At 60.7% G+C, this 17,747-nt stretch carries 17 protein-coding genes and 2 pseudogenes; 11 read left to right on the forward strand and 8 right to left on the reverse strand.

Features of this window, described 5'->3' with window-relative positions; all coding sequences use genetic code 11:
* The first annotated feature begins 114 nt into the window (after positions 1-114).
* Positions 115-348, forward strand: coding sequence for a hypothetical protein (locus WDJ57_RS10805; protein WP_338900832.1), 234 nt, complete (start codon positions 115-117; stop codon positions 346-348).
* A gap of 225 nt (positions 349-573) precedes the next feature.
* Positions 574-1,785, forward strand: coding sequence for a threonine ammonia-lyase (gene ilvA / locus WDJ57_RS10810; RefSeq protein WP_338900833.1), 1,212 nt, complete (start codon positions 574-576; stop codon positions 1,783-1,785).
* Positions 1,786-1,800: 15 nt separating this feature from the next.
* Here the strand turns inward: ilvA and WDJ57_RS10815 are convergent, their stop codons facing one another.
* Together WDJ57_RS10815 and WDJ57_RS10820 are read right to left on the reverse strand one after the other, a co-directional pair.
* A complete protein-coding gene (locus tag WDJ57_RS10815) occupies positions 1,801-2,811 on the reverse strand; it encodes a patatin-like phospholipase family protein (protein ID WP_338900834.1) in 1,011 nt (336 codons plus the stop codon).
* Positions 2,812-3,666: an SDR family oxidoreductase gene (locus tag WDJ57_RS10820; protein ID WP_338900835.1), complete on the reverse strand. Its 855-nt coding sequence runs from the start codon at positions 3,664-3,666 to the stop codon at positions 2,812-2,814.
* Positions 3,667-3,784: 118 nt separating this feature from the next.
* Between WDJ57_RS10820 and WDJ57_RS10825 the strand changes: the two genes are divergently transcribed.
* On the forward strand, positions 3,785-4,207 hold the full coding sequence (locus tag WDJ57_RS10825; RefSeq protein ID WP_338900836.1) for an HIT family protein: 423 nt from the start codon (positions 3,785-3,787) through the stop codon (positions 4,205-4,207).
* 9 nt (positions 4,208-4,216) lie between these two features.
* Here WDJ57_RS10825 and WDJ57_RS10830 read toward each other — a convergent pair whose 3' ends face one another.
* The gene (locus WDJ57_RS10830) at positions 4,217-4,930 is read right to left on the reverse strand and encodes a class I SAM-dependent methyltransferase (protein WP_338900837.1); all 714 of its coding nucleotides are present in this window, start codon (positions 4,928-4,930) and stop codon (positions 4,217-4,219) included.
* Positions 4,931-5,030: 100 nt separating this feature from the next.
* Here WDJ57_RS10830 and WDJ57_RS10835 point away from each other — a divergent pair.
* A pseudogene (locus WDJ57_RS10835) lies at positions 5,031-5,273 on the forward strand (ParA family protein); the annotation flags it as partial.
* Positions 5,274-5,341: 68 nt separating this feature from the next.
* On the opposite strand, the gene WDJ57_RS10840 reads toward WDJ57_RS10835, so the two are convergent.
* The 3 genes and pseudogenes from WDJ57_RS10840 to WDJ57_RS10850 form a co-directional block, all read right to left on the reverse strand.
* Complete coding sequence (locus WDJ57_RS10840; RefSeq protein ID WP_338900839.1) at positions 5,342-6,349, reverse strand: Acg family FMN-binding oxidoreductase; 1,008 nt, start codon at positions 6,347-6,349, stop codon at positions 5,342-5,344.
* Between the two features lie 85 nt (positions 6,350-6,434).
* Complete coding sequence (locus tag WDJ57_RS10845) at positions 6,435-6,773, reverse strand: hypothetical protein (protein WP_338900840.1); 339 nt, start codon at positions 6,771-6,773, stop codon at positions 6,435-6,437.
* A 1,849-nt stretch (positions 6,774-8,622) separates the two neighbouring features.
* A pseudogene (locus WDJ57_RS10850) lies at positions 8,623-9,157 on the reverse strand (IS5 family transposase); the annotation flags it as partial.
* Here WDJ57_RS10850 and WDJ57_RS10855 point away from each other — a divergent pair.
* Positions 9,142-9,357, forward strand: a complete 216-nt coding sequence (locus WDJ57_RS10855) for a hypothetical protein (RefSeq protein ID WP_338906327.1) — start codon at positions 9,142-9,144, stop codon at positions 9,355-9,357. The pseudogene WDJ57_RS10850 and the gene WDJ57_RS10855 sit on opposite strands and share 16 nt — an antisense overlap.
* Before the next feature lie 582 nt (positions 9,358-9,939).
* On the opposite strand, the gene WDJ57_RS10860 is transcribed toward WDJ57_RS10855, so the two are convergent.
* Positions 9,940-10,734 carry an IclR family transcriptional regulator gene (locus tag WDJ57_RS10860; protein WP_338900841.1) on the reverse strand — a complete coding sequence of 265 codons (795 nt, stop codon included), beginning with the start codon at positions 10,732-10,734 and terminating at the stop codon, positions 9,940-9,942.
* Between the two features lie 604 nt (positions 10,735-11,338).
* On the opposite strand from WDJ57_RS10860, the gene WDJ57_RS10865 reads away from it, so the two are divergent.
* The 6 genes from WDJ57_RS10865 (at position 11,339) to WDJ57_RS10890 (ending at position 16,823) form a co-directional block, all read left to right on the forward strand.
* The gene (locus tag WDJ57_RS10865) at positions 11,339-12,616 is read left to right on the forward strand and encodes a Zn-dependent hydrolase (protein WP_338900842.1); all 1,278 of its coding nucleotides are present in this window, start codon (positions 11,339-11,341) and stop codon (positions 12,614-12,616) included.
* Entirely contained in the window at positions 12,610-13,023 is a 414-nt protein-coding gene (locus WDJ57_RS10870) for a DUF3830 family protein (protein ID WP_338900844.1), read from the forward strand. Before WDJ57_RS10865 ends, WDJ57_RS10870 begins: the two co-directional genes overlap by 7 nt.
* Positions 13,020-14,117 (forward strand): amidohydrolase family protein, encoded by a 1,098-nt coding sequence (locus WDJ57_RS10875; RefSeq protein ID WP_338900845.1) that lies wholly within the window; start codon positions 13,020-13,022, stop codon positions 14,115-14,117. Before WDJ57_RS10870 ends, WDJ57_RS10875 begins: the two co-directional genes overlap by 4 nt.
* 2 nt (positions 14,118-14,119) lie before the next feature.
* Positions 14,120-14,653, forward strand: a complete 534-nt coding sequence (locus WDJ57_RS10880; RefSeq protein WP_338900846.1) for a Rieske (2Fe-2S) protein — start codon at positions 14,120-14,122, stop codon at positions 14,651-14,653.
* Positions 14,654-14,715: 62 nt separating this feature from the next.
* On the forward strand, positions 14,716-15,492 hold the full coding sequence (locus WDJ57_RS10885; RefSeq protein ID WP_338900847.1) for a cyclase family protein: 777 nt from the start codon (positions 14,716-14,718) through the stop codon (positions 15,490-15,492).
* Positions 15,489-16,823, forward strand: a complete 1,335-nt coding sequence (locus WDJ57_RS10890) for an amidase (protein ID WP_338900848.1) — start codon at positions 15,489-15,491, stop codon at positions 16,821-16,823. The genes WDJ57_RS10885 and WDJ57_RS10890 overlap by 4 nt, the downstream gene beginning before the upstream one ends.
* Here WDJ57_RS10890 and WDJ57_RS10895 read toward each other — a convergent pair.
* Positions 16,811-17,395 (reverse strand): hypothetical protein, encoded by a 585-nt coding sequence (locus WDJ57_RS10895; RefSeq protein WP_338900849.1) that lies wholly within the window; start codon positions 17,393-17,395, stop codon positions 16,811-16,813. The genes WDJ57_RS10890 and WDJ57_RS10895 overlap by 13 nt on opposite strands.
* Positions 17,396-17,747 lie beyond the last annotated feature (352 nt).

Here is a 17,747-nt window from a genome sequence, read left to right on the forward strand (position 1 = left end):
GGGCGACGGGGTGGCACCCGCTGACAGCCCCGAGCGGCCGCTGCAGTGCTGCTCCCGCGGCGGTCAAACGTGTTTGGTAGACTGCATACAGTACACCCGTCCATCCCCACACACATGTCAGAACACTCCCGCGGTGGAATCGACGAGTCGGGCGAACGGCTCCAGACGGCCACGGAAGCGCTCGACGGACCGATTGCGGACCTGTCCGAGCAGGTTGACGAACTCGCCGACCGGATGGGCGAGTTCGCCGACGGCATGAAGGCCTTCGAGGAGACCCGGGAACGGCTGGCACAGGTCCACGAGGACGACCCGACCGGGCGGCGCGGGCCGCGCCCGGCAAGCGACTGAGCATTTATAAGGGAAGACGCCCGTGCGCCGGCCGTCTGACAGGTGTCAAATATCGCTCTCGTCTGGTGGTTAGCGGTCCGCTCCGGAGGCCCGAGAGTTTAAGTACCCGCACTCCATCGTTCCGCGTGCAGTCGCGACTGCGCGTCACACGCTCTCGGTAGTTTGAGTGCGACGTCCTCGGGTTCCGCCCGGGGGTATTTGGACCAGCAACGGGTAGCCTGTGGCATGCTCGAACTGGCGGACGTGCTGGCGGCACGGGACCGGGTCGCAGAGACGTCGCGACACACACCGCTCGACTACTCACATACCTTCTCCGCGATGACCGGCGCGGACGTCCACCTCAAACTGGAGACGTTCCAGCGCACCGGCGCGTTCAAGATTCGGGGCGCGACCAACCGCATCGCCACCCTCCCCGAGAGCGACCGTGAGGCCGGTGTCGTGACCGCGAGCGCCGGCAACCACGCACAGGGCGTCGCGCTGGCCGCCTCCCGGATGGGCGTCAGCGCGAAAGTCGTCATGCCCGAGAACGCGCCCATCTCGAAGGTCAAGGCGACCAGAAGCTACGGCGCAGAGGTCGTCCTCGCCGGTGCCGACTACGACGAGGCCGCAGAGCACGCCCACGAACTCGAACGCGAGGAGGGTCGGTACTACCTCCACGCCTTCGACGACGAGATGGTGATGGCCGGGCAGGGCACCATCGGCCTGGAGATTCTGGAGGACCTGCCCGGCGTCGAGACTGTCGTCGTCCCCATCGGCGGCGGCGGCCTCATCAGCGGCATCGCAACTGCCCTCAAGGGAAAGAATCCGGACATCCGCGTCGTCGGCGTCCAGGCCGAGGGCGCATCGAGCGTCGCCGAGTCGCTCCGGAAGGGCGAGCGGGTGGTCCGGGACTCGGTCGACACCATCGCCGACGGCATCGCCACGCGGACGGTCGGCGAGAAGACCTTCGAGATAATCAAGCAGCGCGTCGACGAGGTGGTGACGGTGGGCGACGACGAGATAGCGGTGGCGCTGACGACGCTGCTGGAGCGGGGCAAGACGCTCGTCGAGGGGGCGGGCGCGGTGCCGCTTGCAGCCCTGCTCTTCGAGAAGTTCGACTTCGACGAGGACGAGACCATCGTCCCCGCGCTGTGTGGCGGCAACATCGACATGAACATGCTGACGACGGTCATCGTCCGCGGCCTCGTCGAGACCGGCCGGTATCTCCGTCTGCGGACGGTGCTGCACGACCGGCCCGGGGCGCTGGAGAGCCTGGTCGGTATCCTCTCGGACAACAGCGCGAACATCTACGCCATCCAGCACGACCGGACCTCCCGCGACGTGGCGATGAACGACGCGGAGGTGGAACTCGACCTGGAGACCCGCGGACACGCTCACGTCGAGCAGGTGGTCACGGCGCTCGAAGACCACGGCTACGAGGTCGACGTCCTCGTCTGAGCGACCGCCGCGCCGTCAGTGTCCGTGCGTGGTGTCCCTATGGACGGTGTGGGCGTGTTCCCCGATGGTGACGCCGTCGAGGAAGGCGTCGGCGTCGGCGATACCCTGCTCGCGGAGGCGCTGGATGAACTCGGTGCTGCGGTCGAGTTTCGAGGGGTAGCCCAGTTGCTCGTCGAGGACGATGCGGCGGATTTCCGTGTGGCTGTACCGCTCGTCGGAGAGGTCGCCGCGGTCGACCCACCGGTTGACCGTCTCGATGAAGCGCAGTTCCTGGTTCAGCGAGATGTTGCCCGAGAGTTCGTTCCGGCGGTCGCTTATCTCCTCGACGGTCCGCGGTTCGTCCTCGCGGGTCTGGGGGTTAATCTGGACGACCCAGAGCTCGTCGGGCTTGCGCGCGGGGTCGGTGTGCATCAGGTCGTAGACCGGCGGGTTCTGGGAGAACAGGCCGTCCCAGTGGTAGTGGCCGTCTATCTCGACGGCCTCGAACAGGGAGGGGACGGCGGCCGAGGCGAGGATGGCCGCCGGCGAGACGTTCTCCTCGGTGAAGGTCTCGAACTCGCCGGCGTTGACGTCGACGGTACCCACGACGAGACGGGGACAGTCCGACGTCACGAGGTCGGGGATGCGGTCGAAGTCGACGTGGCGTTCGAGCACGCGGACGAACTCCCGCTTGCCCATGTCCGAGAAGGGCAGGTGGTAGGGGCTGAGACTCGGCGTCGGCGCGGCGCTGTGCTGGAGACGGCTCCCCCAGACGACCCACTCGTTGAGCAGGCGCTCGTAGGGGTCGCTGGCGGCGATGTCCGCCCACAGCGAGCGGAGCGTCTCGACGGCTCCCTCGCCGCCACCGGTGAGGTAGCCGTACCAGCCAGCGAGCGCGGAGACGGCACCGCCGGAGGTGCCGCTCAGGCCGACGAGCCGGCAGTCGTCGGCCGCGTGGAGGTGTGGCAGCACTGTCTCCAGGACGCCGGCGGTGAAGGCAGTGTGACTGCCGCCGCCCTGGCAGGCGATTGCGACGTTGGTGGTCATCTAGTAGGTGTAGAGATGTCCCCCGTCCCAGGTAAGGTCACCGCCGTTGAGGTGGCGGCCGCGCTTCGAGAAGCCGAAGGTAAAGAGGTTGGCCACGTCGACCGGTTCCATCATCTCCTTGACGCGGGACTCACCGAGCATGACGTCCTCGACGACCTCCTGCTCGCTGATGTCGCGTTCCTCGGCGGTGTCGGGAATCTGGTTCGTCACCAGCGGCGTCTTCACGTAGCCCGTCGAGACGCTGAACCCGCGGAGGTCACCGCCGCCCTCGGCCGCGATGCACTGGGTGAGCCCGCGCAGACCGAACTTCGCGGTGATGTAGGCCACCTTGTCCTTGGTGGCGATGTGGCCGTGGATGGAGGCCATGTTGCCGATGGCACCGACGCCGTCGTCCGTCTCGCGGATGTGCGGGATGGCGTGTTTCGCGACCAGGAAGGGGCCACGCAGCATCACGTCGTGCATCAGGTCGAACTTCTCGGTGGGGAACTCCTCGATAGGCGAGATGTGCTGGAGGCCGGCGATGTTCGCGACGTAGCGGACGTCGCCCAGTTCCGCGGCCGCCGTCACCATCGCCGCTATCTCGTCTTCGTCGACGAGGTTCGCAGTCACCGTCTCGACGGTGCCGTCGGCGTCGCAGGCGGCCGCCCGGTCGACCGTCTCCGCCAGCCCCTCCTCGTCGACGTCGGTGGCGACGACCGTCAGGCCGTTGGACGCGAGGGCGACGGCCGTCGCCCGGCCGATGCCGGAGGCCCCACCGGTGACGATGGCGACTGTCTCCGATGTGAAGTGCTCGTCGTCGACCGTCTGGATGTCGTCCGCGGTCACTTCCGGCGGTTCTGTGACGTCGGGTGTCATGGCGTGGGACATCCATACTCCGGTCAGCCGTAAAAAGGTGGACTGCCACGCATGAACCCTCCCGGCGGACCGCGCCGCCGGCCAAACCTTGATAGCGGCGGCGGCCGACCCGTCGCACATGAGCGAGGACTGCATCTTCTGCCAGATTGTCGCCGGCGACATCCCGAGCCACACGGTCGCGGAGACGGACACCGCCTACGCCTTCCTCGACGTGAACCCCTTCGCACGCGGGCACACGCTGGTCATCCCGAAGGCACACCACGAGCGCGTGGGCGACATGCCCGCCGACCTCGCCGGCGACGTGTTCGAGCTGGTCAACGAGCTGACCCCAGCCGTCGAATCGGCCGTCGACGCCCCCGCCAGCACCGTCGCGTTCAACAACGGCGAGGCCGCTGGCCAGGAGGTGCCGCACGTCCACTGCCACATCGTGCCGCGCTTCCCCGAGGACGGCGGCCGCCCGATTCACGCGCTCTTTGCCGGCGCCGACCTCGACGACGACGAGATGGCCGAGGCCGCCGAAGCCATCCGCGAGGCCCGGTGACGACGTCCGTTACTCGGGGAGTCTGAAGACGAGGCTGTACATCGTCCCCACGTCGACGCCGTCGCCCGTCCGCTCGCGGACCTGCTGGAGGCGGGCGCGCAGGGCGTCGCGGAGGTCGGCGGGTAGCTCTGCCGTCCGGTCGGCAATCAGGTCGGCGTGAGCGTCCAGCAGGTCCGGCGTCCAGGGCACCGGGTCCAGCAGCGTGCGCGTCCACTGGTGGTCCCAGCCGGCCGCCGTGACGAGCGAGCGGAGGTGCTCGCGAGGGTAGAACGTGTACGCCGGCCGCGCGTCGGTCAGTTCCGCTGTCGCGTTGGCGAGGCCGAAAAGGTCCCGAACCGGTCCCTCGATGGGGTCGTAGTCGTCGACGACCAGCCACCCGCCGGGCGCGGTCACGCGGGTCAGTTCCGACAGGATGGGGGTCACGTCGGCCGGCGCGACGACGTTGAACAGCGCGTGGGCCGTGACCACGTCGACGCCGTCGTCGGGGAGCGGTACCGACCGGAGGTCCCCGCGCAGTGTCGCGGCGGCCGGGTCCGCGCGGAACCGGTCGCGAACGGTGGCGGCGTGGTCGGCGTCGTGGGTCACCGCGTACACCCGGCCGGCGTCGCGTGCGAGGAGGGCGGCCGTGGCGTTCCCCGCGCCGGCACCGGCTTCGAGACACGGGCGGCCGGCGACCGGGACGTCCGCCAGGGCGGTTGCGACCGTCTCGGGCACGTCGCTCATGCCAGGGCGATGCGGCCAGGCGACCATCTGTCTTGGGTTCCACGGCGACGCCGGGCGGGAATCGCGTACCTTTTTCAGCGGGAGGGAACCACCCCCAGATATGACCGGGACGCTCGCGCTCGTCGGGGCCGCCGGCGGCGCAGGCACGACGCGACTGGCAGTGGAGTCGGCAGCGACGCTCGCACAGACGGGGCGGGACGTGGCAGTCATCGACGCCGCCTTCGGAACGCAGGGGCTGGCCGACTACGTCGACGGACGCATCGAGACGGACGTGACCGCGCTGGTCACCGACGACGGGGTCGAACTGGCCGACGCGCTGACCGCGCTGGACGTCGACCTCGAACTCGAGTTCGAGAGCGGCGGTTGGCTTGAGAAACTTCTTGACAGGTGAACAGACCGGAGCCGCGGACGCTACGGGGCGTCCTCTAGCACTGCCTCTAGCGGCAACCGCGGCGTGTGTTCGGGTGTCTCGTCGGCATAGCCGACGCGGAAGAGGTGCTGTGGCACCCCATCCCCGATACCGACTCGGTCGGCGAGGTCCGCCCGCGCGTCGGGCCGTTCGAGCGTCTGGCTCAGCGGGTGGACCGCGAGGTCGGCGGTCGTCGCGACGAGGGCGAGGCGTTCGAAGACCTGTCCGGCCCGGACCTGCGTCGTCGGGTCGTCTGTCGGTGTCGACAGGACCGCGACGAGGGGTGCCCGCTGGACGAACTTCGAGTTTTTCCGTCCCTCCCGCGCGCCGAGGTCGAAGTGCGTGACGACGGTCTGGCCGAGCCTGGCCGCGAGCCACGACGCGCCGAGCGCGCCCGTCCCGACCCAGTAGCCCAGTTCCCGCCGGTAGTCGGGGTCGTCCATCAGCGCCTCGTCGGCGGCGGCCTGGAGTTCGGCGACCGATTCCTTCGTCTCGGCGTCGGAGACGAGATGGAGCGTCACGTCGTCCTCGACGGCGCACTGCCGGAAGCGCCCCAGCGTGGTGTCGGGGATGGGTCGGTCCTCGAACAGCCGGTGGCTGGTGTACCGCGCGGTCAGCGCGTCGAACAGCTCCGGCGGCCGGGGCGAATCCGCCTCCGCGTCGGGATGCAGCGAGACGACGGCCGCCGCGCCCCCGTCGGGGTCGTCGTCCACGTCAGGAGCGAATCCGAAGTGCTCGGCCGCAACACAGAGGTTCTCGACGGCGCAGCCGACGCTGAGGTGTAGCTCGCGGCCGTCGGGGTCGGCAACCTCCAGCCGCCGGTCGTCAGCAATCCGGACGGCAACCGTCCCACCATCGACCGCGAACCGCCACGGCTGGCTGTTGTGGCTGGACGGAGCCAGGATCGCGTAGCGCAAGAGGAAGGTCACTTGCCGTTCGAGCGAGGCGTCTGCAGGGAACGCGTCCGGGTCCAGATCCCAGACGTCTCTGGTCAGTTCGGCGGCGTCCATGTGGACACTACGGACTGTCAGGTGATAGTACAGTCGGTCGTGAGGGTCGCTCCGGCAGGACGACAGGCACGCTACAGCAGGTCGGTCACCTCGCTGCGGGCGTCCGCCAGCGAGTCGGCATCTCCGTCGACGGCCAGCGCGTCCTCGACGGCGGCGCGGGCCCCCGCAGCGGGTAGTGGGTCTCGACGTAGATGACGAGTGTGAACTCCCGCTCGGAGGCGCGAGCGAGATCCATCACTATCGTCCGCGAGAGATCGCCGGCAAGCCAGTCGCGAACCGTCGCCGCGTGGTCAGGGTTGTGGGTCACCGCCGCGACCAAGCCAGCCGTGGTGTGGTCGGCGCCGGCACCCGCCTCCAGACAGCGCTTGTCCGAGACGGTGACGTCGGCCAGTGCGGTGGTGAGCGTCTCCGGAACGTCCCTCATAACTGGCCGTAGTGGCTGCCCGCCAAAGTGAAAGACACGGACATCGCGATTATCGAGGACGTTGTCAATAGGGAGTCAGTCGTGACTCTACGACTGACCGACATACAACAGAGTCTCCACAACCAACTTCGCGTTGGAGGAGTTGACCCGAATAATCACAATCGGCTTTTTCAACCGGTATAAACCTTCTATCGCCCATATTCAGAGAATTGTGACAATGCCATTGCGCTGGCAATCGCAAGAGCGAGCAGTACCTCATCTCCGCCAGACATACAACCGAAGCGCTGAAACCCCCGACAGCGCCGAATGACGCGAGACGAAGGGCGCGTTGGACAGGCAAGGGACGTTCACATGTGTTGGGCCATGAGCGTTCACACACGGCCTCCGTCATGCGGTTTTGGAATCACGCATGCGAAAGAAGTGAGAAGACACACTGAAGCGCCGGCGGTGAACGACCCCAGACACTCAAAATCGCCCAATAGAAGCACGCTCGCCGCCAGTGGCGGGTTTGCATTCGCAGCGCCTATCGAAAGAGAACTGCGGTCACACACAGGAGAAACAGAGACAAAAACAGGGTATTCCGGGGTATACAGCCGTGTGTGAAACCCTGGAGGCGAACGCAGAACCGCCTAGACACCCCTTAGCACGCACAGACATGCTCAAACGGGGTATGGGGGGCAAGACCAAGGTGTGTTGGCTGACGTCCATGTGAATCCGGTAACTCACCGAGAGACTCAGTGGCCAGAACGCACCCTGAGAGAGGAATGTAGAAGAGCCAATGCCTCCTGACTTCGAAGAGACGAGACACACGATCGGAAACATGAATCCCTCCTAAAGCGCCGAGATGGCAACCACCAGCCAGACACAGATCCCTTATAATAGGTCTTGAAAGTCAATGCACACTCGACCGCACGACGACAATGCGTTCGATGTGTAACTCGTTTCAAGACCTACTATAGAGGACAAGGATGCCAGCAGTTTTCAGTTCAAGCGGCTCTGTTAAAACCCTCAGCGGATGATCTAAACACTCTGCTGACTCGATGGAACGGTGCTACGCCATGAGATCGTGAACCAAGATGGGGCGCAAGAGACCGACCTGTATTCCGTGCCACAGAGCACATCGTGTTGACTGGCCCGTGTGCGAAAGAAGCCGAGTCATCGGCGTTACAGCCCGGATGCCTCCGGAAGCAGCAGCCGGGAAAGGCCGAATAGGTGAATCTAAGCAATTAATTTTAGCGAGAAGGATTTTGAGCACGTCTCGAGGTTGAGAACCAGCAGGTCATATGTGAATTGTTGAGTGGAACCGTATGTAGAGCTGAGAAAATCCCATATTGATAAATCAAAATAAGAGGGACAAGCAACTACTCAACCCGGCGAAATTTCTGAATAAACTGTAGCAGAAACCTCAAAACGGTTTATGGAGAGATTTTCGGAATAGCTACCACTTTTAGACAAACTCAAGTAGTAGGAAATAATGAGCGACCACCCCGAGATAATTTAATTTTTCTGGTTTTAGACTGTTTTTGAGGATATTCACTCCCCTAAACCCAAATTTTATTTTTATTTCGAAGTTTAAACATCCAAATACGAACTTTCGCCATAGGATATGATTATATCTTACGTAAATGGCCAAGGAAAAGAGAGAGTTGAGATATAGGAATGTAGTTATAGGAAAATAGGCAGGATTGAATCGCATATTCCCTAACCAGACAGGAGAATATCCCGAACCCATGCTGATTGCCTTGTGGGCCCATGGCTTGCAGTCTTTCGCGCTGTAGAATCGCTATACTGAGCTTGATTTCGAAGTTTTCACTCGTCCGGCTATCGAGCAAAAACCCATCGACTGCGGTTAATCTGCTGGGTGTCTGACCGTTCGACGAAGATTGTAAACGGCACATTTCAGCACCATCTCACGGAATTCGAGGTGCCAGCTTCGCGCACGCACGGCGGAGCCGAGCGTGCGCTTGATCGAGGAGAAGACGGTTTCGACCATCCAGCGGCGATTGTACCAGAGGCGGCTCATCCGGGCGTTGTGAGCAATATCTAGCGACGAGTAGATGCGGCGTTTGATCAGCGGGCGTATGCCATCTTCACGGAGTTCGTCGCGAAACGGTTTCCCGTCGTAGCCGCGGTCAGCAGCCAGCGACCTGCGGACCAATCTTAGCGTCGTGTTTCTTCGTCGTGGTACAGTGAACATCGAAGAGGTACAGCGTTTTCACGTCAACGAGGGCGGTGACTTTCAGCAATCGAACGCGGTAGTGTGCTCGCTGAGCGTAGTGGCGTGAGGGCTGGTCGCGGTCGAAGCCAGTTGCGTCGATGACGACGTGACCAGAGCGTTTCTCGGCCGATGCGTCGAGAAACGCTCGGTATGTTTCCATTGGAATTTTCCGCACCGGTGTTCGCACTTGCTGGTTATCTGGTACACGATGTTGACGAAACGGTCTCGTTAATTCTCCTCGATTCGATGGATGCTATCGATGCCCACCGAATCGATACGCTACTGGATTATCTCACCGAGTATGCCGAGTACCTGGTCGTCATACGCCTCCCGGAAGATGCGGACGAAATTACTACCGAGCACTGACAGGTTCCAGACACATAACTCTCTCGATAACGCAGGGATGAGGATCCTGTGACTCACTGCCGCCATGTCGGGGAGCCTATGTGCGTCTCTTTCGACCGTACGCGATTTGCTCTCTCCTACCTGCCTCCACTGACTGTGACCCGGAACTGCTACGCTATCATGGATTGCCACTTCTGACGCGACGAGCCCCTTTACAAGCATATGCTTATAATGGATATCGGGAGAAGATTACGATTTGACCCCGTTGCAGACCCGACCGTCGCCGCACAACCGCTGCTGACCGCTCGGCACTTCTAGCATAGACCGTTGACATCCGCTTATCCTGGGTGCACAGAGGGGTGCATCAAAGTGTTCGCATATACTGAACAATAGTTTACGGGGGTCACCCTGTCAGTCAACACAGATACGGCCGAAAATTCGGATTTGTCAACAGTAGGAGTCTTATTTGTGGTGATATCACCACGGCTGTCAGTTTTTAGGGGTACACCAATAATCAGCAACATATCCCCGAACGGTTTTTATTCCACTTTGTTCGTATAATGCAAATTCACACTTGCGTGTTGCGCTCTCCCACGCACACACTCAATCTTGTCCACTCATCGTTATATTCACTTCTATTATGTTTGCACTCTCGATAACCTGTTCCGGGAGTGCCTGATCGAACCGCTCATCGCTGAAGTAGCTCGTTGGGCCGGAGATGCTGAGGGACCCGAGTACTTTTGAATCACCACCTCTGATCGGTGTGCCGATCGCACGGAAGCCTCGTATTTCCTCCTCGTCGTTGTATGCGTATCCTCGCTCACGAATCGCAGCGAGTTCTTTGAACAGTGTCTCCGAGTCTGTTATTGTATTGTCTGTCCGCTCGGGAAGACCGTGCTGGTCAATAATCTCGTGGACTCGTTCGTCCGGCAAACTCGCTAGAATTGCTTTCCCGGCCGCTGTATAGTGAAGATAGTCTGGTTGTTGCAGCTTCCTGTTCTGATAGTCTCCCCCGACGCTCGTATCACCTCGAGACCGGTATAGATTGAGCCCTCGACCGTTTTCCTCGGTGACGAGATGTGCGTATTGCTCGGTTTCACGTGCCAGTTCGTCGATGTGGGGTTTCCCGTGTCTGTAGAGCGCGTGCTGGTTGCGGACGTATTCACCGAACGAGATGAACTTCAGAGCGAGGACGTATTCATCGTCCTGTTTCACGACGAACCCGTTTTCGGATAGCGTTTTGAGCTGGGTGTATGCAGAACTCTTCGGAATGTCGAGCGCACGCGAGAGTTCCGTCACACTGATACCGCCGTGGGATTTGATGGTTTCGAGCACCTCCGCAGCCTTCGACACGGTTTTCAACGACCGTGTCCCAGTAGAGTTGTCAGTTGGTGGCATGTTCACTAATACCCACTATTGGTTTATGTATGTTCGCATATCCGAAAAAGTCTTAGGTGGTAAAAAAACTCTAGCTACTGCTTCCTAACGCCAGCGCGCTCGGTTCTGTTCTGTCGGCTTGTCTTCCTACGTCGTGTACTTGTAATGTACTCGTTCGGAATATGGGAACAGAGTTGGTCAACAACTCCCCCTACTGGGTGAGCCTGGAACAGTTCCCGACTCCATTCTGAAAAACCTGGCCAAATTGGTTGTTGGTAATCAGTGAGTGAAGCGAGACCTCAACTCTGGAGTGCAGTAGTTCTGACGCCCGGACAGGATTGTCCGATTGAAAAGTTATTTTAGGCACCAGGTGACAGTTTGCTAGTGAAGCCGGAGCAAAAATAACAATGTTTCCAGACCGCTATCCACCACGCAGAGGTACTGTCGGATGCCCCCCCGGAGATGAACTGAGCGTCGCCCGCAGTGGCACATCTGCCTGCTCTCCCGTATGGCCAGATGGCGTCCCCTGTGTCTATGGAACACGACGTTCTACGCGGCGACAGATGCGGCCGATTCGGAACTGCACCTCTGGTCTGCGAGTGTCTCCTCGGTCAGTCGTAGGATTATGACGAGTCAATTCAGTATTGACGGTGACACACTCCAGACTGACATCCGCCAGAACGCGACGTTTGGTGACATCGATGCGGATGTCGGCCGCGGACGAACTGTTCTTCCCGGTGACCAAGCAAACGGAGGGGCCCGCGACTATCTCATCAATCAAATGGAAGACGCTGGTCTCGAGGTCCGGGTCGACGCCGTTGGTAACATCGCTGGTCGGTGGACACCTCCGGGAACCACTCCTGATGTGGCCCCGGTCGCAGCGGGAAGCCACCTCGACTCCGTTCCGCGCGGTGGCATCTTCGACGGCGCGCTGGGGGTGTACGCCGCACTGGAAGCCGTTCGGGCCATCCAACGCAGTCGTGTGGAACTGCGGCGACCACTCGAAGTCGTCTGTTTTACCGGGGAAGAGGGCACACGGTTTGCGGACGGTGTACTGGGGTCGTCCGTCGCCACGGGACACCTCTCCGTGGATGAAGCACTTTCGCTGTCCGACGGGACCGTGACATTGCGAGAGGCACTCCGAACGATAGGGTATCAGGGGGCTGGTCGGCTCGACGCCGGTGAGTGGGCTGCATGGCTGGAGCTACATATCGAACAGGGTGGTTCTCTTGAGGCGGCGGACGTTCCCATTGGTATCGTAACCGACGTCACTGGCACAGTCCGCGGGGAAGTCCACATTCAGGGAGAAGCAGACCACGCTGGAACGACTGGCATGGCCGAGCGGAGCGACGCACTGGTGGCTGCCAGTGAACTCGTCCGTTCTGTCGAGGAGACTGCGTCGGACCTCTCCGCGACCGGAACGGGCACAGCTGTCGGAACGGTCGGGGAACTCAACGTCGGACCGAACGTGGTAAACGTGGTTCCCGGGTCGGTTTCGCTGTCGCTGGACATCCGGTCGATTTGTGCTGCCGAGATCGACACCCAACTGGACGCTGTTGAAGGCTCGGTAGCAGCCATCGAGACTGACTACGGAGTGGACGCCGAACTGGAGATTACCTACGACGTCTCGCCAACGGCGCTGTCACCGGCAGTTCAGGACGTCCTACAGACTGCCGCAGACAACTGTAGCGCAGAGACCATGTCCGTCCATTCGGGCGGCGGCCACGATACGATGCAGGTTGCTGACGTGACAGAGGCAGGGCTTGTCTTCGTTCCCTCGGAAGGTGGCCACTCACACTCTCCAAAAGAGTCCGTTGCATGGGACGATTGCATCGTTGCGACGGAAGTACTCGCAGAGGCCCTCGCAGAACTCGCCAGAACTGGGGCACACCAACAATGCTAGAGATTACCACGAACGAGATGACGTTCACGGCAGAGATACACGACCAGCGCGCTCCGGAAACAGCTGCCGGAGTCAGGGAACTGCTCCCACTCGAATCGACACTCATGCACGTCAGATGGAGCGGGATTGCGACGTGGATTAACATCGACGACCTCACACTCCCGGACATTCCACGCGAAAACCACACCGTGTATCCCTCGTGTGGAGACATCTTGTTATATCCGGGCTACCGAAACGAACAAGAGATTCTGCTTCCTTGTGGACCGACGTGTTTCAAGAGCCCCGCGGGGGAACTGGCCGGCAATCACTTTGCGACGATATCCGATGAGCGTGACCGTCTCCGTTCACTCGAACAGACGACGCTGGAAGATGGCGAGCAGACAGTGCGAATCGAGGAAATTCAATGAGTGTCCCCATCATCGACACAGACGTACATCAGATGTGGGACTCGCTTGATGAGATTGCCCGCCATGTCCCGGACCGACACAGACATCGGTTCAAGAATACGTCGGGACCCTCGCTACCGGACGTGCCATCGACTCCCTACGGCAATCCGTCAGGATATCGGACACGTGACGACCTGATAGACGGCAATCAGCGAGGGTGGACATCTCCCGACCGGGTTCGGGAGAATCATCTGGAGGAGAACGACATCGACTACGCCCTTCTCAACGGGGACGCCCTCGGTCTCAATCTCCTTCCGAACAGGGATTATGCGACCACACTCGCGCGAGCGGTCAACGAATGGGTCATGGATTCGTGGCTCCCAGCCGACGACCGGTTTCTCGCCTCGATATACGTTCCACAACAAAATGCTGCCGCCGCAGCGGACATCATTCGTGAGTACGGCGACCATCCGCAGTTCGTCCAGGTAATTATCAACAGTGCTTCTCATAATCTGCTGGGCAAGCACGAGTTCTGGCCGCTTTACGACGCTGCAGAACAGATGGGGCTGCCAGTTGCAATGCACGTGGCCAGTGACGGCGCAGGGCTGAGCGGGACGACTACCAGTGCTGGTCATCCCAGCACGTATTTCGAGCACCACAACATTTTTCCGACGACCTACATGCAGCAAATAAACAGTCTCATCTGCGAGGGGGTGTTCGTGGAGTTTCCCGAGTTGACCGTCGTCGCTGCCGAAGGTGGCTTTTTCTGGGCCCCCCACCTGATGTGGCGGATGGACAAGAACTTCAAAACGTGTCGCAGACAGGTGCCGTGGCTGGAGCGAGCGCCCAGTGAGTACATGCGCGAGCACGTCAAGTTCACGCAACAACCGGTCCCCGAACCACCGAATCCCAAGTACTTCAAACAGCTTCTCGAAATGATCACCGCAGAAGATACGCTGATGTTTTCGAGTGACTTTCCACACTGGGACGGAGATTACTGGAACGGCTCACGTCAGCCTGGTCTCCCGCCGCTTCCGTCCGACCTGACCGAGCAGATCATGTATCGAACGGCAATGGAGCTGTATGATCTGCCGACCACCAAGGGCCTGGTATAGATATGAGTGACCCACATCCGGTCTGTCCGGTTGCGGAGCTACCACCCGGTGAGCGACGGATTGTCGAGATAGACGGCGAGTCGATCGGTGTGTTCAACGTCGCTGGCGAGTTCCACGCCCTCAGGAATGTCTGCCCACACCATCTTGCTCCATTGTGTGAGGGAACTATCGGTGGTACACTGTCGCCAGCCGATGCTGTTGGCGAGTACAACTGGGAGAAAGAGGGTGAGATAATCAGATGTCCGTGGCACAAGTGGGAATTCGATATCAAGACCGGTGAATCGGTCTACAACCCCCACCGACTGCGAACACGGACCTACGATACCGACGTCGAATCTCGACCTGCACAGAACGAAGAGCCGACAGCAACACCACAGAGCGGGAAGGCGACCCAGACGCCTCCGGAGACAGCAGCAGACGAGCGAGCCGCACACGACGAACCGAACGACTGTAGGACTGAACTATGTGAGGATGCACCACCTATCGAGACGTACGACACCGACGTGAGAGATGAAATCGTAGTGGTCTACGTCTAATCTTGTGGCGGAGTTTGACCTTATACCAATATATAATTACGTCTGTGCAGAATAGTGCGGTGATGGTAGAACTCATCGACCTTTCGGGGTACATTGAGGAAGACCAGCCAGTGTTTCCCGGACACGAGCGAACTCAGTTCTGGACCACGCACTTCCACGAGGAGCAAGCCTACACCCTCCGGAAGCAACTGGGCAAAGAAACCGGGACAATCAAGCGAAAACTGGGTGCCAAACGAGCGGGAGAAAAAGAAGAAAACCCGCTCGTCCGGACGATACTGGTCAGTGAACATGGTCCGACGCACGTGGATGCGCTCTGTCACATCGACCCGACGCGGGAGGAAAGCATCGACAAGATGGGCCTCGACTGGTTCTACGGCGACGCTGTTGGCGTTGATGTCTCACACGTCACGAGCGACGAGTTCATCGAAGCCGACGACATCAGAGCCAGTCTCAACGAACACGACCTCACGATACAAGAGGGGGACGCGATTACGCTCTACACCGGCCACCGTGACGAACACTACGCGGTCGACGATCACGAAAAACGCTACGCTTACCAGTACGAATACTCGGGCCTGACCGGTGATGCCACGCGGTGGCTTGGCAAACAAGGAATCAAAAACATCGGCATCGACGCCCCGAGCATCGACCACGGCACCGCAGCGGAAACGGCTGAATTTCCCGCCCATGACGTGTGCGCAGAGATGGAGATGATCAACATCGAGAACATGGCAAATCTCGACACAGTCGTCGGCAAGCGGTTCACGCTGTCTGCGTTCCCACTGAAAGTCCGTGACGGAACTGGCTCCCCGATCAGACCGGTGGCGATAATCGAATGACCGAATCGATCGAACGGTACTCCGCGGCACTCTCCGAGACGGTTCGAGCGCTACGCAGCGGGCAACAGGATCTTGACTCCTATTACGACGACGTCGAAGCACGCGTCGAGACTGTCGAAGACGACCTCCAGTCGTTTGTGGAAACCCCCGAGTTCACGACACTCCGGGAGTCCGTCAAGAGAGTTCGACAACGCTGGGAGCGAACCTCGGTGAGGCCGCCGCTCTACGGCGTGAACGTGGGTGTCAAAGACATCTTCAGCGTCGACAGTTTTCCGACCCGAGCGGGGTCGGACTTGCCTCCGTCCACGTTCGAAAGCCCTGAGGCGCCCGTCGTCACGACGCTTCGGGAGGCGGGCGCTTTCGTGATGGGAAAGACCGTCACGACTGAGTTCGCGTCCTCGCCGACCGGGCCAACCCGAAACCCACACGCGCTTTCTCACACGCCCGGTGGGTCAAGCAGCGGCTCTGCTGCTGCCGTTGCCGCCGGCCTCGTGCCACTCGCGCTCGGTACACAGACCGTCGGCTCTATCGTACGTCCCGCTGCCTTCTGTGGGATCGTCGGTTTCAAACCCAGCAAGGGTCGCCTCTCGACAGACGGTATCGTCCCGTTTTCTCCCTCAGCCGACCAGGTCGGCATGTTCACACAGGACGTCCCGGGAATGGAACTCGCCGCGAGCGTCCTCTGTTCGAACTGGACCAGGGCGCCGGATTTGACGACCTCTTCTAGCGTTGGCATCCCAGCGGGAGGGTACCTCGAACAGGCGACCGAGACTGGGCGTGAACACTTCAAGACCCAGATTTCGGCACTCGAACGATCTGGCATCACCGTCGACCGAGTTCAGTTGTTCAACGACATCGGGGCTCTCAACGAGCGACACGAGTCGATGATCGAGGCCGAGGCTGCGATGGAACACGCGGACTGGTACGTCGAGTACGGCGACAGGTACCACCCGGACTCGGCGGCGATGGTCGAGAACGGCTGGCAGACGGACCTCAACGCCGTCGGCGACGGACGGCTGAGTCAACAGCGCACCCGTCACACCATCGAGCAAACAATGGCACAGTTCGACCTCGACGTACTGCTCGCTCCTGCGGCACGCGGGCCAGCACCTGAGGGACTCGACGACTCCGGTGACCCGGTGATGAATCTGCCGTGGACACACGCAGGTCTCCCAGCCGTGACGGTCCCATCGAGCAAAACTGACGCTGGACTTCCACTTGGTCTGCAGTGTATCGCTGCACACGGAGATGACGAAACGCTGTTGTCAATCGCAGCGACACTCAGAGAGCGTCTCGCTGACGCGGATCTCGACAGCACTCAGACCGGATAGTTCTCGAGATTCCAGCCGACGAAATCCTCATCGAGTTCGAGCCCGAGCGCAGACGCGACGTAATATATGAACACGTAGTAGGCGGCGAGCATTGCGATGCCGACGACCGTGCTATCGTCGTAGTGTCCTGTCAGTGCCTCGTGTGTCTCGTCGCTGACGCCACCTGACAAGGCGACGAACTCGTAGATGTATTCGACCAGTACGCTGATTTTCTCCGGGAGTGCGTCTGTGTCTTTCTCGGCAATGGCAATAACATTCTCCTCGTCGATGCCGGCGCGTTCGACGGCCGCAATCGCGTGGTCGTGCCACTCGTAGGCCGAATCCAGTTCACGTCCGACTGCCAGAATGACGTATTCGACCTCCTGTGGTGTGAGGTTGGTCTGGGTCCACATTGAGACGTTCGCGTGGACGTGCGTTTCGGCGAGATCGACGTTGTTACCGAACGTCTGAACAGTCGACTGGGAGTTCCACCACTCGGCCGTAATGGTGGAATCGAGTGCGTCAGACTCCTCCTCAAGAATCTCGTACTCGTCGGGAAGCGATGCTGGATCAACACGTGGTACTCGCGGCATCACCTCTAGCGTGAGCGGCCGACTATATATTCGTGCGGAGTTCGGTAACATTCTCGAACAAACGCCGTGGTAATATTGCGGGAGAGAAAATCATTATATGTACACCAATTACTACTACAGACTGGAATCGGCCATATGAGTGGAGAAAGCAGTAACCAATCGTCAACGAATAGTGCGGGCAATTCGACAAACAGATTCGCAGAAAAGAGGTCACGCCGGAACTTCCTCAAGGCCGCCAGTGCTGCGTCGGTGGTCGGGCTTGCTGGGTGTTCCAGTGGCGGAGATGGCGGTGACGGTGGCGACGGCAGCGACGGTGGAAGTAGCGATGGCAGTGATGGGAACTCTGGCGGGG

Origin of the sequence: Salinibaculum sp. SYNS191, from assembly GCF_037338445.1 — an archaeon.
GTDB lineage: Archaea > Halobacteriota > Halobacteria > Halobacteriales > Haloarculaceae > Salinibaculum > Salinibaculum marinum.

Excerpts from the sequence above, each read along its gene's own strand:
- WDJ57_RS10805 (WP_338900832.1), top strand. The coding sequence starts at position 115 with ATGTCAGAACACTCCCGCGGTGGAATCGACGAGTCGGGCGAACGGCTC.
- ilvA (WP_338900833.1), top strand. The coding sequence starts at position 574 with ATGCTCGAACTGGCGGACGTGCTGGCGGCACGGGACCGGGTCGCAGAG.
- WDJ57_RS10815 (WP_338900834.1), bottom strand. The coding sequence starts at position 2,811 with ATGACCACCAACGTCGCAATCGCCTGCCAGGGCGGCGGCAGTCACACT.
- WDJ57_RS10820 (WP_338900835.1), bottom strand. The coding sequence starts at position 3,666 with ATGACACCCGACGTCACAGAACCGCCGGAAGTGACCGCGGACGACATC.
- WDJ57_RS10825 (WP_338900836.1), top strand. The coding sequence starts at position 3,785 with ATGAGCGAGGACTGCATCTTCTGCCAGATTGTCGCCGGCGACATCCCG.
- WDJ57_RS10830 (WP_338900837.1), bottom strand. The coding sequence starts at position 4,930 with ATGAGCGACGTGCCCGAGACGGTCGCAACCGCCCTGGCGGACGTCCCG.
- WDJ57_RS10840 (WP_338900839.1), bottom strand. The coding sequence starts at position 6,349 with ATGGACGCCGCCGAACTGACCAGAGACGTCTGGGATCTGGACCCGGAC.
- WDJ57_RS10845 (WP_338900840.1), bottom strand. The coding sequence starts at position 6,773 with ATGAGGGACGTTCCGGAGACGCTCACCACCGCACTGGCCGACGTCACC.
- WDJ57_RS10855 (WP_338906327.1), top strand. The coding sequence starts at position 9,142 with ATGTTTCCATTGGAATTTTCCGCACCGGTGTTCGCACTTGCTGGTTAT.
- WDJ57_RS10860 (WP_338900841.1), bottom strand. The coding sequence starts at position 10,734 with ATGCCACCAACTGACAACTCTACTGGGACACGGTCGTTGAAAACCGTG.
- WDJ57_RS10865 (WP_338900842.1), top strand. The coding sequence starts at position 11,339 with ATGACGAGTCAATTCAGTATTGACGGTGACACACTCCAGACTGACATC.
- WDJ57_RS10870 (WP_338900844.1), top strand. The coding sequence starts at position 12,610 with ATGCTAGAGATTACCACGAACGAGATGACGTTCACGGCAGAGATACAC.
- WDJ57_RS10875 (WP_338900845.1), top strand. The coding sequence starts at position 13,020 with ATGAGTGTCCCCATCATCGACACAGACGTACATCAGATGTGGGACTCG.
- WDJ57_RS10880 (WP_338900846.1), top strand. The coding sequence starts at position 14,120 with ATGAGTGACCCACATCCGGTCTGTCCGGTTGCGGAGCTACCACCCGGT.
- WDJ57_RS10885 (WP_338900847.1), top strand. The coding sequence starts at position 14,716 with ATGGTAGAACTCATCGACCTTTCGGGGTACATTGAGGAAGACCAGCCA.
- WDJ57_RS10890 (WP_338900848.1), top strand. The coding sequence starts at position 15,489 with ATGACCGAATCGATCGAACGGTACTCCGCGGCACTCTCCGAGACGGTT.
- WDJ57_RS10895 (WP_338900849.1), bottom strand. The coding sequence starts at position 17,395 with ATGCCGCGAGTACCACGTGTTGATCCAGCATCGCTTCCCGACGAGTAC.